Below are 13,693 nucleotides of genomic sequence, written 5' to 3' on the forward strand. Positions count from 1 at the left end.
ACGCGGCCTTAACTGAGGTTCTCCCATGAAAAAAGATATCCATCCTAAATACGAAATGATTACTGCAAACTGCTCTTGCGGTAACTCTATCCAGATCCGCTCCACCGTGGGTCACGATCTGAACCTGGACGTGTGCGGCCAGTGCCACCCGTTCTACACTGGTAAGCAGCGTGACGTTGCAACCGGTGGCCGTGTTGACCGCTTCAACAAGCGTTTCAGCATCCCGGGTTCCAAGTAAGTTTCCCGAAAAAAAAGCGCCGCAAGGCGCTTTTTTTGTATCTGTAAATCAGTATTCCCACGTCTCCGGGTCGATACCCAGCTCACGCATGATCACCTTTGCCTCTTCCGGAATTTCATCGCTACGCTCTTTGCGCAGGTCTTCATCGTTCGGCAACGGTTGACCGGTAAAGGCGTGCAAGAACGCTTCGCACAGCAGTTCGCTGTTGGTAGCGTGACGCAGGTTATTCACCTGACGACGCGTGCGTTCATCGGTGAGGATCTTTAACACCTTCAGAGGAATGGAAACCGTAATTTTTTTTACTTGTTCACTCTTCTTACCGTGCTCAGCGTATGGGCTGATATATTCGCCGCTCCATTCAGCCATGAGATACCTTTAATCCTCTCTGTCATTAATATGAGGCTGACACCGCAGCGATACGCCGGGGTTCGAGCCATAATCGCGCGTAGTTTACCGTAGAGATGCCGTTGTGACACGGATATTGCCTCTGCGGTATGCGCTAAAGCATATAATTTTAACGGCTATTTGCGCATTGCTCAATCTATACGCAAAGAAGTTTAGATGTCCAGATGTATTGACGTCCATATAATCAATGTTTACTCTGGTGCCTGACTTTTCATCCATTAAGCCAGGAAGCCTTCACCATGACGCGTAAACAGGCCACCATCGCAGTGCGTAGCGGATTGAATGATGACGAACAGTACGGCTGCGTTGTCCCGCCGATTCACCTCTCCAGTACCTATAACTTCACCGGATTTAATGAACCACGCGCCCATGACTACTCGCGCCGTGGTAACCCTACGCGTGATGTCACCCAGCGCGCGCTGGCGGAGCTGGAAGGTGGCGCAGGTGCGGTGATGACCAATACCGGCATGTCGGCTATTCACCTGGTGACCACGGTGTTCCTGAAACCTGGCGATCTGCTGGTGGCCCCGCACGACTGTTACGGCGGCAGCTACCGCCTGTTTGACAGCCTGGCGAAGCGTGGCTGCTATCGCGTGCTGTTTGTCGATCAGGGTGATGAGCAGGCGCTGAAACAGGCGCTGGCAGAAAAACCGAAGCTGGTATTAATCGAAAGTCCGAGCAATCCATTGCTGCGCGTCGTGGACATTGCAAAAATTTGTCAGCTTGCAAGGGATGCGGGAGCGATAAGTGTAGTGGATAATACGTTCCTCAGTCCGGCGCTACAGAACCCGCTGGCACTGGGAGCAGACCTGGTATTGCATTCATGCACCAAATATTTGAACGGCCACTCGGACGTGGTTGCCGGGGTGGTGATTGCGAAAGAGCCGGAGGTTGTCACTGAACTGGCATGGTGGGCGAATAACATCGGCGTCACCGGTAGCGCGTTCGACAGCTATCTGCTGCTGCGTGGTCTGCGCACCCTGTCGCCGCGTATGGATGTGGCGCAGCGTAATGCCCAGGCGATTGTCGATTTCTTGAAGACCCAGCCGCTGGTGAAAAAGCTCTATCACCCGTCGCTGCCGGAGAATCAGGGACACGAGATTGCTGCGCGTCAACAAAAGGGTTTTGGCGCGATGTTAAGTTTTGAGCTGGATGGCGATGAGCAGACGCTACGTCGCTTCCTGAGCGGGCTGTCACTGTTTACGCTGGCGGAATCTTTAGGTGGGGTTGAAAGTTTGATCTCCCACGCCGCCACCATGACGCACGCGGGCATGGCGCCAGAAGCGCGTGCCGCCGCCGGGATCTCCGAGACGCTGTTGCGTATCTCAACCGGTATTGAAGATTGTGAAGATTTAATTGCCGATCTGGAAAATGGCTTCCGGATCGCAGCCAAGGGGTAATCATGAGTGTGATAGCGCAGGCAGGGGCGAAGGGTCGCCAGCTGCACAAGTTTGGTGGTAGTAGTCTTGCTGATGTGAAATGTTACCTGCGGGTCGCGGGGATCATGGCAGAGTATTCGATGCCGGGGGACATGATGGTTGTCTCTGCGGCGGGCAGCACCACCAACCAGTTGATTAGCTGGCTGAAGTTAAGCCAGACCGATCGTCTCTCTGCGCATCAGGTTCAACAAGCGTTACGCCGTTATCAGAGTGAATTGATCGCCGGGTTACTGCCTGCCGACGTGGCCGATGGCCTGATCAGCCACTTTATCCAGGATCTGGAGCGGCTGGCCGCGTTACTCGACAGCGGCGTGACCGATGCCGTTTACGCCGAGGTGGTGGGCCACGGTGAAGTGTGGTCTGCCCGTCTGATGGCGGCGGTTCTGCAACAGCAGGGGCTGGAGGCCGCATGGCTGGACGCGCGGGACTTCCTGCGTGCCGAACGTGGCGCTCAGCCACAGGTTGATGAAGGCCTCTCTTATCCGCTGCTCCAGCAGCTGCTGGTGCAGCATCCGAATAAACGTATTGTCGTGACCGGCTTTATCAGCCGCAGCAATGCGGGTGAAACCGTGCTGCTGGGGCGTAACGGCTCCGACTACTCCGCAACGCAGATTGGTGCGCTGGCGGGCGTGTCGCGCGTCACGATCTGGAGCGACGTGGCGGGCGTCTATAGCGCCGATCCGCGTAAGGTTAAAGATGCCTGCCTGCTGCCGCTGCTGCGTCTCGATGAAGCCAGCGAGCTGGCCCGTCTGGCGGCCCCGGTTCTCCACGCCCGTACCCTGCAGCCGGTTTCCGGCAGCGATATCGATCTGCAGCTGCGCTGTAGCTATACGCCGGATCAGGGTTCCACCCGCATTGAGCGCGTGCTGGCTTCCGGCACGGGGGCGCGTATTGTCACCAGCCATGACGATATCTGCCTGATTGAGTTCCTCGTTCCCGCCGGCCACGATTTCAAACTGGCGCATAAAGAGATCGACCTGATCCTCAAGCGTGCCCAGGTGCGCCCGCTGGCCGTGGGTGTGCATACCGATCGTCACCTGCTGCAGTTCTGCTACACCGCCGAAGTGGCCGACAGCGCGCTGAAGATTCTGGATGAAGCGGGCCTGCCGGGCGAGCTTCGCCTGCGTCAGGGGCTGGCGCTGATTGCGATGGTGGGCGCGGGCGTCACCCGTAACCCACTGCACTGCCACCGTTTCTGGCAGCAGCTGAAGGGGCAGCCGGTTGAATTTACCTGGCAGTCCGAGGAGGGCATCAGCCTGGTGGCGGTCATGCGCACCGGGCCAACGGAGAGTCTGATCCAGGGCCTGCACCAGTCGCTGTTCCGCGCCGAAAAACGCATCGGTTTGATGCTGTTTGGGAAAGGGAATATCGGTTCCCGCTGGCTGGAGCTGTTTGCCCGCGAGCAAACCACGCTGTCAGCGCGTACCGGTTTTGAATTTATACTGGCGGGCGTGGTGGACAGCCGCCGCAGCCTGCTCAGTTATGAAGGGCTGGACGCCAGCCGTGCGCTGGCCTTCTTCAACGATGAAGCCATCGAACAGGATGAAGAGTCGCTCTTCCTGTGGATGCGCGCCCACCCCTATGATGATCTGGTGGTGCTGGATGTCACCGCCAGCGAGCAGCTGGCCGATCAATATCTTGATTTCGCCAGCCACGGCTTCCACGTCATCAGCGCTAACAAGCTGGCGGGCGCCAGCAATACCCGTAACTATCGTCAAATCCATGACGCCTTTGAAAAAACGGGCCGTCACTGGCTCTACAATGCCACCGTTGGTGCCGGTCTGCCGGTGAATCACACCGTGCGCGATCTGATCGATAGCGGCGACAGCATTCTGGCGATCAGCGGTATCTTCTCCGGGACGCTCTCCTGGCTGTTCCTGCAGTTTGATGGCACCGTGCCGTTCACCGACCTGGTGGATCAGGCGTGGCAGCAGGGGCTGACCGAGCCTGACCCCCGCGTTGACCTCTCAGGGAAAGACGTGATGCGTAAGCTGGTAATCCTGGCGCGTGAAGCGGGCTACGACATCGAGCCGGGTCAGGTTCGCGTGGAGTCGCTGGTGCCGGCGGGCTGCGAAGAGGGGTCTGTGGATCACTTCTTCGAGAACGGTGAAGCGTTGAACGAGCAGATGCTACAGCGGCTGGAAGCGGCGCGCGAAATGGGTCTGGTGCTGCGCTACGTGGCGCGTTTTGATGCCAACGGCAAGGCGCGCGTTGGGGTTGAGGCTGTCCGCCCGGAACATCCGCTGGCGGCGCTGCTGCCGTGCGATAATGTCTTCGCCATTGAAAGCCGCTGGTATCGCGATAACCCGCTGGTGATCCGTGGTCCAGGTGCGGGCCGCGACGTGACCGCCGGGGCGATCCAGTCCGATATCAACCGTCTGGCGCAGCTGCTGTAAAGCCCTATGCCCGGTGGCGCAACGCTTACCGGGCCTTCTTTTTTCCCATCCTGAACTTTTTTCAACTTCCCTGAGCATTCCTCACCGTCAATGGTGATATTTTCAGTTGACGCCAGTCCGCTTTTCCGTCATTTTTACATCTGGACGTCTAAACGTATAGAAGTTCGAAGCATAACAAACAACGACACGCGATTGATGAGGTAAGGTATGAGCTTTTTTCACGCCAACCAGCGGGAAGCCCTGAATCAGAGCCTGGCTGAAGTAAACGGCCAGATTAACGTCTCTTTTGAATTTTTCCCGCCGCGCACCAGTGAAATGGAGCAGACCCTGTGGGCCTCTATCGATCGCCTGAGCAGCCTGAAACCCAAATTTGTCTCCGTGACCTACGGCGCCAACTCCGGCGAGCGCGACCGCACGCACAGTATCATCAAGGGCATTAAGGATCGTACCGGTCTGGAGGCTGCCCCGCATCTGACCTGTATCGATGCCACCCGCGACGAGCTGCGCACCATCGCCCAGGATTACTGGAATAACGGTATCCGCCACATCGTGGCCCTGCGTGGCGACCTGCCGCCGGGCAGCGGTAAGCCGGATATGTACGCGACCGATCTGGTAGCGCTGCTGAAAGAGGTGGGCGATTTCGACATCTCCGTGGCGGCTTACCCGGAAGTGCACCCGGAGGCGAAAAGCGCCCAGGCGGACCTGCTCAACCTGAAACGCAAAGTGGATGCGGGTGCCAATCGCGCCATCACCCAGTTTTTCTTTGATGTTGAAAGCTATCTGCGTTTCCGTGACCGCTGCGTCTCTGCCGGCATCGACGTGGAAATTATCCCTGGCATCCTGCCGGTTTCTAACTTTAAGCAGGCCAAGAAATTTGCCGACATGACCAACGTGCGCATCCCGCACTGGATGGCGAAGATGTATGAAGGCCTGGACGATGACGCCGAAACCCGCAAGCTGGTGGGTGCCAGTATCGCCATGGATATGGTGAAGATTTTAAGCCGCGAAGGGGTGAAGGATTTCCATTTCTATACCCTCAACCGCGCCGAAATGAGCTACGCGATCTGCCATACGTTAGGGGTTCGCCCGGGTCTGTAAAGACCAGGCCCTCAGTAAGATGAGGGCTTTTTTATTTCAGCCGGATAACAACGGTATTAACTATCAAATCTGTGGATTGTTTCAATTATCTCTTGTTCCCGGTGGTGTATATCCTAACGATAAAACCATAGAGGGAGCAGAGCGATGAGTACGTCCGACGAGAACCAGAATTCAGGTAAGTGCCCTTTCCATCAGGGCAGTTATGACAAGAGTGCAGGTGCCGGCACCAACAGCCGGGACTGGTGGCCTAAACAACTTCGTATTGATCTTCTCAACCAGCATTCCGAACGTTCCAACCCGCTAGGCAAAGATTTCAATTACCGCAAAGAATTCAGCAAGCTGGATTACTCCGCTCTGAAAGGCGATCTGAAAGCGCTCCTGACCGATTCCCAACCGTGGTGGCCTGCAGACTGGGGAAGCTATGCCGGTCTGTTCATTCGCATGGCGTGGCACGGTGCGGGCACCTATCGCTCTGTCGACGGGCGCGGCGGCGCAGGCCGCGGTCAACAGCGTTTCTCTCCGCTTAACTCCTGGCCGGACAACGTCAGCCTCGATAAGGCGCGTCGTCTGCTGTGGCCGATCAAACAAAAATATGGCCAGAAAATCTCCTGGGCCGATCTGTTTATTCTTGCGGGCAACGTGGCGCTGGAGAACTCCGGCTTCAGAACCTTCGGCTTTGGTGCCGGACGCGAAGATGTCTGGGAACCAGATCTGGACGTTAACTGGGGCGATGAGAAAGCCTGGCTGGAGCATCGCCATCCGGAAAGCCTGGCGAAAAGCGCCATTGGCGCCACCGAGATGGGGCTTATTTACGTTAACCCTGAAGGGCCCAACGCCAGCGGTGAACCGCTGTCGGCGGCAGCGGCTATCCGCGCCACCTTTGGCAACATGGGGATGAACGATGAAGAGACCGTCGCGCTGATCGCAGGCGGCCATACGCTGGGTAAAACCCACGGGGCAGGGGAAGCCAGCCATGTGGGTGTCGATCCGGAAGGCGGCCCGCTTGAGGCTCAGGGCCTGGGCTGGGCCAGCACCCACGGTACCGGTATCGGGGCGGACGCCATTACCTCCGGCCTGGAGGTGATCTGGTCCCAGACGCCGACCCAGTGGAGCAACTACTTCTTCGAAAATCTCTACAAATACGACTGGGTGCAAACCCGCAGTCCGGCTGGTGCTATCCAGTTCGAAGCGTCAAATGCGCCGGAAATTATGCCGGATCCCTTCGACCCGTCGAAAAAACGTAAACCGACCATGCTGGTGACCGACCTGACGCTGCGTTTCGATCCGGAATTCGACAAAATTTCCCGTCGTTTCCTCAACGATCCACAGGCCTTTAACGAAGCCTTCGCCCGCGCATGGTTCAAACTGACCCACCGTGATATGGGGCCGATTTCCCGTTATATCGGGCCGGAAGTGCCAAAAGAAGAGCTGATTTGGCAGGATCCGCTGCCGCAGCCGTTCTTCCACCCGACTGCTGAAGATATCGAAAGCCTGAAGGCGGACATTGCGGCTTCTGGCCTGTCGGTGAGCGAGCTGGTGTCGGTGGCATGGGCGTCGGCTTCCACCTTCCGCGGTGGCGATAAGCGTGGCGGGGCCAACGGCGCACGTCTGGCGCTGGCACCGCAGCGTAGCTGGGATGTCAACGCCGTCGCCGCGCGCGTACTGCCGGTGCTGGAAGGGATCTATAAATCGGCGCATAAAGCATCGCTGGCGGACATCATCGTGCTGGCCGGTGTGGTGGGCGTTGAGCAGGCGGCGAAAGCGGCGGGCTTCAACGTTACCGTACCGTTTACGCCAGGCCGTGTCGACGCGCGTCAGGATCAGACCGATATCGGCATGTTTACGCTGCTGCAGCCGGTTGCCGATGGTTTCCGTAACTACCGGGCGGCGATTGACGTTTCCACCACCGAATCGTTGCTGATTGATAAAGCGCAGCAGTTGACGCTGACCGCGCCAGAGATGACGGTGTTGCTGGGTGGGCTGCGCGTGTTGGGCGCTAACTTTGATGGCGGTAAGAGCGGCGTCTTTACCGACCGTGTGGGCGTACTCAGCACTGACTTCTTCGTCAATCTGCTGGATATGGGCACACAGTGGAAAGCCACCGATGAATCCAGCGAGCTGTTCGAAGGGCGCGATCGTGTGAGCGGGGAAGTCAAATATCTGGCGAGCCGTGCCGATCTGGTGTTCGGTTCTAACTCCGTGCTGCGTGCCCTGGCGGAGGTTTACGCCAGCAGCGATGCCCACGAGAAGTTCGTGAACGACTTTGTCGCGGCATGGGTGAAAGTGATGAACCTCGACCGGTTCGATCTGCTGTAAACAGAAAATCCCCGCTTCGGCGGGGATTTTTTTTCCCGGCGGCGCTACGCTTGCACGGGCCTACGGGTTTTGTAGGCCGGGTAAGGCGCAGCCGCCACCCGGCAATAAGGGCTACTCCCACTCTTGCATAAAACGCTGACCGTACTGGTCGGCCACCAGCAAGGCGGCATACACCTGATCCGCCGTTGTCCCGCCCGGCATGTTATGGATGGTTTCATCTTTCGCACAGGCTGCTGTCGCCACCAGGCGCATTTTGGCGGGGATATCTTCGGTAATATCCAGCTGCGCCAGCGTGATGGGCAACCCTACGCTGTGGCAGAGTGCCGCGACGGTTTCAATCTCTTCAACCGGGGCATTCTCCAGCACCAGCTGGGTCAGCGTGCCAAACGCCACTTTCTCGCCGTGATAGTAATGATGGGCGTCCGGAATGGCGGTCAGGCCGTTATGAATGGCGTGGGCCGCTGCCAGGCCACCGCTTTCAAAACCGACGCCGCTCAGATAGGTGTTGGCTTCAATGACCCGCTCAAGGGCAGGAGTCACCACATGCTGCTCTGCCGCCAGCATCGCTTTTTCACCCTCTTCAATCAGGGTGTTGTAGCACAGTTCGGCCAGCGCCAGCGCGGCCTGGGTGCATTTGCCTCCCGCCATGGTGGTAGCGCCGCTGCGTGAGCAGGCCCGGGCTTCAAACCAGGTTGCCAGCGCGTCGCCGATGCCGGCTGCCAGCAGACGTGCAGGCGCCCCTGCCACCACTTTGGTATCCACAATCACGATGTTCGGGTTATGCGGCAGCATCAGGTAGCGATCAAACTCCCCGCTGTCGGTGTAGATAACAGAAAGCGCGCTGCAGGGTGCATCGGTAGAGGCAATGGTCGGGGCGATGGCGACCGGGACATCCATGAAATGCGCCAGTGCTTTAGCGGTATCCAGTGTTTTACCGCCGCCGATGCCGAGGATTGCCTGGCAATCTGCACTTTTCGCCAGCTTGCGCAGCCGGTCGATCTCGTTCTGTGAACATTCGCCGCCAAATGGCGCGATTTCTACGTACAGTTCCGCCTGTTTAAAGCTCTGGCGCAGCGTCTCTTCCGCAAAGCCCAGCACAAATTTATCGCCCACCACCAGCCAGCGCGCCGCCAGCGGTTTCAGGTAGTCGCCGAGGCGTGAGAGCACATCTGCACCCTGAATGTATTTGCCAGGTGATTGAATAATACGATCCATCCTATGTCTCCTTTACAGGTTGAGGCTACCAAACGCGTTTTTCCAGTCCTGCTCAAACTTGTCTATGGCTGACTCTACCGCTGGCGTATTGAGCATTTGTTGCGCTACATCAGTCGGCAGGGTGATCGCTTCACAACCGGCGAGCAGGCAGTCCAGCGCCTGACGTGGCGTTTTGAAGCTGGCGGCCAGCACGCTGCTCTCTGGTGCATGCATTTCCAGCAGGCTTTGCAGCTCCTGTACCGTGCGGATCCCGTCGCCTCCCTGGGCATCCACGCGATTGACGTAGGGCGCGATGTATTTCGCCCCGGCTAACGCCGCCAGCAAACCTTGTGAGGCGCTGTAAACTGCGGTGCCGAGCGTAGTAATACCCTCTTTTTTAAGGGCTTTAATTGCAACCAGCCCTTCAGCGGTAACCGGAATTTTGACCACGATAGTAGGGATCGCTTTACGCAGGCGTCTGGCTTCGGCAACCATACCTTCGGCGTCGCGGCTCATTGTCTGGGCAAACAGGATGCCCTGCGGGCCGATGACGTTCTGCAGGCGCGGCAGGACTTCCCAGAGCGGCTCACCGCTGGCGGCAATAATGCTCGGATTGGTGGTGACGCCAGCAATGGGGAAGATGCGGGCGAGGCGTTCAACGTCCGCCACGTTGGCGGTATCCAGATACAGTTCCATGACTCTTCCTCGTTTTACAGTTCTAATTCATGTTGCAGCAGGGTGGCAATAGCCTCTTCGGAGCTGGCATTGACCAGCGCGTTGCGGAAATCGGCATGCATAATCCGGCGCGCCAGGCGCGAGAAGATGCGCATGTGCTGGTCACCAGCGGCATGTTTATTGAGCGTGAGCATAATAATGAACTGGGCCTCCTCCTCGCCCCATGGCACCGGGGTTTTTAATCGGGCGACGCTAATGGTCGACTGTTCAATATGTTCAGATTTGCTGTGAGGGATGGCGAAGCTAAAGCCGAGGCCCGTAGAGAACACGGCTTCACGCGCCCAGAGATCGGCCTCCAGCTTGCGCGGATAGCGGCAGCGCCCGGCGAGGAGCAGATTATCCGTCATGCCTTTCAGCACCTCTTCTTTACTGCGCCAGTCGTTATCCAGCGAAATGCAGACCGGGGTCACCAGCGGCGTGTCCTGTTGATTCATACGGAACTGCGCCAGCAGATGTTCAACTTCCAGCGAGGTGCGGCAATTCATTGCCTGATTAAGCAACTGACGGCAGGCGCGGCTGTCCAGCTGAGCGAGACGCGCTTTGGTTGTCGGGATCGCGGGTGAACCCATGCTGATTTCATCCAGCCCCAGGCCGACCAGCAGCGGCAAGACTGAGCCTTTGGCGCCCAACTCGCCGCACAGGCCAATCCATTTTCCCTGGCGGTGGACTGCCTGCACGGCATAATCCAGTGCGCGCAGAAACGCCGGGTTCAGGCTGTTGTAGTGACGGGTGACTTTGGCGTTATCGCGGTCCACCGCCAGCAGATATTGCGTCAGGTCGTTGCTGCCGATACTAAAGAAATCAATCTCTTCGCAGCACTGATCGATGATGAACATCACGGACGGCACCTCCAGCATGATGCCGAGCGGGATTTTTTCATCAAAGGGGATCTGTTCGCTGCGCAGCTGCTGTTTTGCTTCAGCGAGCTTCTCTTTGACCCACAGGATCTCTTCCATTGAGGAGATCATCGGGATCATGATCTTCAGCCTGCCGTGGGCTGATGCGCGGAGGATCGCCCGCAGTTGAGTCGTGAAGAGCGCGGCGTACTCTTCGTAAATACGTACCGCGCGATAGCCCAGGAATGGGTTGTTCTCCGCCGGGATGTTCAGGTACTCCACTGGTTTATCACCACCGATATCCATCGTGCGCACGATGATGCTGCGCCCACCTGCGCTCTCCAGCGACTGGCAAAAAATGTTGTAAAGCTCGTTTTCACACGGCGCGCTGGCGCGGTCCATATAGAGCATTTCAGTGCGGAAAAGACCGACCGCTTCTGCGCCGTTGCCAAAGGCTGTCTGGGCTTCCAGCGCATGCGCGATGTTGGCAGCCACCTCAATACGCAGGCCATCCGCGCTTCGCGCCTCCTGGTTCAGCCAGACGCTCTGCTGCTGACGCAGGGCTTGCTGAACATACGCTTCCTGCTGGTAATAACGCGCCACAGCTTCGCTGGCGTTCACCACCACCGCGCCGGCATTGCCGTCAATAAATACCGGCTGGTTGCGCCACTGGAGCAGGCTTTCGCTATCAACCCCCACCAGCGTCGGAATATTAAAGGAACGTGCAAGAATAACGGTGTGCGACGTGGTGCCGCCGCTTTTTAACAGCAACCCTTTCAGCAGCGTTTTATCAAGCTCGAGAAACTGGCCGGGAGTAAGATCGTCAGCCAGGCAAATACTCGGTTGCGTCAGCTGGCCCGGCACCGGGAAGCGCTGCTCGCCGTAGATGTGCTGCAACAGCTGATAGCAAACATCGCGTACATCCAGCACGCGCTCCTGAAGATAACTGCTGCTGGAGCGGGCAAACTCTGCGCAAAAATGGCTGGCGGTCTTAACCACGGCCTGCGCGCAGCTTAACCCTTCATTAATGCCTGCCAGAAGCTGCTGGCGCAGCGAGGCGTCCGTGGCCAGCGAGCGATGCGCCTCCAGAATGGCGCTGGCCGTACTGTCGTTATCCAGCATGCGCAGCTCAATGTTTTTAACCAGCAGCTTCAGGCCATTATCCAGCGCCGACTGTTCCTCTTCCTGGGTTCCGGCAGTGGGTAAATCGGTTAACGCATTGAGATCAAGGGAGGTCAGGAGCGTTAAGACCCCCTGGGCGCTACCGCTGCAAACCGCCAGCGCGCGAAACAACGTGGGATTAAGGCGTGTTAAGGATTCAGGGAGAGGGGAAAGTTCGGTATTGATGGCTGCAGCCAGCGGAGCATCGCAGTGAGGAAACTCTTCTTTAAACCACCTTTCAAGTTGCTGATGCGCATCCTGTTCATCCGCGCCAGTAATAAGCAGACGGCAAGCATCCCCTGCCAGCGTGTCGGTGCCAATCAGCGCCAGCGCGCTTTTCGCACTGCCTTTCCGGCCGCTACGCAGGTTGTGCCACACAATCTGTGACGTAAATGAATTACACAGCGTTTCAACATGACTTGCCGGCCGCGCATGAACGCCATTAGGCAAATCACAGGTAAATTCCACCACCAGAGCCATAACCACTCCTGAAATCACGAGTCATACATGGCAATCAGCATACGAGTGTGGCGAGGATGCGCGCTATGTGACATTTCTGCCAAAAACTGGACAAATGTAATGTCTCGCTGGAAGTGAGACTTTGTTCACAACACGCCTTTTATCGGGCGCGAGTCAGAAGGAGAAGAAATTAAGAGGCGGATCGCATTTTTCTTTCTATATTACAAAAATCCAGTAAATGGCGTTTTTATCCACTGTCTGTACCCCGCCGGATTGCCTATTGTTTGCCACAACATCGTTATGGATTTGGGCCAAACATAGCCCGGGAGCGACCTATGAAAGAACTGGTGCAGATTCTTAAAAACACGCGACAGCATCTGATGACAGGGGTATCGCATATGATCCCCTTTGTCGTGGCGGGCGGTATCTTGCTGGCGACATCCGTAATGCTCTACGGCAAGGGCGCGGTGCCGGATGCCGCGACCGATCCCAATCTGAAAAAACTGTTTGATATTGGTGTTGCCGGACTCACGCTGATGGTGCCATTCCTGGCCGCCTACATCGGTTATTCCATTGCTGAGCGCGCGGCGTTGGCGCCCTGCGCCATTGCGGCCTGGGTTGGCAACAGCTTCGGCGCCGGGTTCTTCGGGGCGATTATTGCCGGGGTACTGGGCGGTATCGTCGTCTATTACCTGAAAAAGCTGCCCGTAGCGAAAGTTCTGCGCTCCGTCATGCCCATCTTCATCATCCCCATCATCGGCACCTTTATTACTGCAGGCATCATGATGTGGGGGTTGGGTGAACCTGTTGGCGCGCTCACAACTGGCTTAACCCAGTGGCTGCAAGATATGCAGCAGGGAAGCATCGTCGTACTGGCCGTGATCATGGGGCTGATGCTGGCCTTCGATATGGGTGGGCCCATCAACAAAGTTGCCTATGCCTTCATGCTGATTTGTGTGGCTCAGGGGGTTTATACCGTCGTGGCGATTGCCGCGGTTGGCATCTGTGTGCCGCCGCTGGGGCTGGGCCTGGCAACGCTGATTAACCGTAAAAATTTCAGCGGCGAAGAGCGTGAAGCCGGGAAAGCGGCTCTGGTGATGGGCTGTGTTGGCGTCACCGAAGGGGCGATTCCTTTTGCCGCCGCCGATCCCCTGCGGGTTATCCCCTCGATCATGCTGGGCTCCGTCTGTGGCGCCGTGACCGCGGCAATGCTTGGAGCGCAGTGTTACGCCGGATGGGGCGGCCTGATTGTGCTGCCCGTCGTGGAAGGCAAGCTGGGCTATATCGCTGCGATTGTGGTCGGTGCGGTGGTAACGGCAGTGAGCGTCAATGTGCTGAAGAGTCTGGCGCGTAAGAACACGACTCAGGTTGCGCAAAAAGATGACGACCTGGATCTGGATTTTGAAATTAACTGAG

10 protein-coding genes are annotated in these 13,693 nt (G+C 57.5%); 6 read left to right on the forward strand and 4 right to left on the reverse strand.

Annotation, left to right across the window (positions count from 1 at the left end):
- The first annotated feature begins 25 nt into the window (after nucleotides 1-25).
- Entirely contained in the window at nucleotides 26-238 is a 213-nt protein-coding gene (gene rpmE / locus B3X29_RS22405) for a 50S ribosomal protein L31 (RefSeq protein ID WP_103177500.1), read from the forward strand.
- A gap of 48 nt (nucleotides 239-286) precedes the next feature.
- On the opposite strand, the gene metJ is transcribed toward rpmE, so the two are convergent.
- Nucleotides 287-604, reverse strand: coding sequence for a met regulon transcriptional regulator MetJ (metJ, locus tag B3X29_RS22410; protein ID WP_015966498.1), 318 nt, complete (start codon nucleotides 602-604; stop codon nucleotides 287-289).
- Nucleotides 605-882: 278 nt separating this feature from the next.
- Between metJ and metB the strand changes: the two genes are divergently transcribed.
- From metB to katG, 4 genes are all read left to right on the forward strand, one after another.
- Entirely contained in the window at nucleotides 883-2,043 is a 1,161-nt protein-coding gene (gene metB / locus B3X29_RS22415) for a cystathionine gamma-synthase (RefSeq protein ID WP_159340305.1), read from the forward strand.
- Between the two features lie 2 nt (nucleotides 2,044-2,045).
- Nucleotides 2,046-4,478 (forward strand): bifunctional aspartate kinase/homoserine dehydrogenase II, encoded by a 2,433-nt coding sequence (locus tag B3X29_RS22420; protein WP_159340306.1) that lies wholly within the window; start codon nucleotides 2,046-2,048, stop codon nucleotides 4,476-4,478.
- A gap of 207 nt (nucleotides 4,479-4,685) precedes the next feature.
- Complete coding sequence (metF, locus tag B3X29_RS22425; RefSeq protein ID WP_032615268.1) at nucleotides 4,686-5,576, forward strand: methylenetetrahydrofolate reductase; 891 nt, start codon at nucleotides 4,686-4,688, stop codon at nucleotides 5,574-5,576.
- 144 nt (nucleotides 5,577-5,720) lie between these two features.
- The gene (gene katG, locus B3X29_RS22430; protein WP_159340307.1) at nucleotides 5,721-7,892 is read left to right on the forward strand and encodes a catalase/peroxidase HPI; all 2,172 of its coding nucleotides are present in this window, start codon (nucleotides 5,721-5,723) and stop codon (nucleotides 7,890-7,892) included.
- 111 nt (nucleotides 7,893-8,003) lie between these two features.
- Here katG and gldA read toward each other — a convergent pair whose 3' ends face one another.
- From gldA to ptsP, 3 genes are read right to left on the reverse strand one after another with little or no spacing between them, the layout of a single operon-like run.
- Nucleotides 8,004-9,107 (reverse strand): bifunctional L-1,2-propanediol dehydrogenase/glycerol dehydrogenase, encoded by a 1,104-nt coding sequence (gldA, locus tag B3X29_RS22435; RefSeq protein ID WP_159340308.1) that lies wholly within the window; start codon nucleotides 9,105-9,107, stop codon nucleotides 8,004-8,006.
- Nucleotides 9,108-9,119: 12 nt separating this feature from the next.
- On the reverse strand, nucleotides 9,120-9,782 hold the full coding sequence (gene fsa / locus B3X29_RS22440) for a fructose-6-phosphate aldolase (RefSeq protein ID WP_156240032.1): 663 nt from the start codon (nucleotides 9,780-9,782) through the stop codon (nucleotides 9,120-9,122).
- Between the two features lie 14 nt (nucleotides 9,783-9,796).
- Nucleotides 9,797-12,298: a phosphoenolpyruvate--protein phosphotransferase gene (gene ptsP / locus B3X29_RS22445; RefSeq protein ID WP_159340309.1), complete on the reverse strand. Its 2,502-nt coding sequence runs from the start codon at nucleotides 12,296-12,298 to the stop codon at nucleotides 9,797-9,799.
- Between the two features lie 314 nt (nucleotides 12,299-12,612).
- On the opposite strand from ptsP, the gene B3X29_RS22450 reads away from it, so the two are divergent.
- On the forward strand, nucleotides 12,613-13,692 hold the full coding sequence (locus B3X29_RS22450) for a PTS fructose transporter subunit EIIC (RefSeq protein ID WP_159340310.1): 1,080 nt from the start codon (nucleotides 12,613-12,615) through the stop codon (nucleotides 13,690-13,692).
- The last annotated feature ends 1 nt before the right edge of the window (nucleotide 13,693 follow it).

Source organism: Leclercia sp. UBA5076 (genome assembly GCF_002416465.1).
In the GTDB taxonomy this organism is placed as follows: Bacteria; Pseudomonadota; Gammaproteobacteria; order Enterobacterales; family Enterobacteriaceae; genus Enterobacter.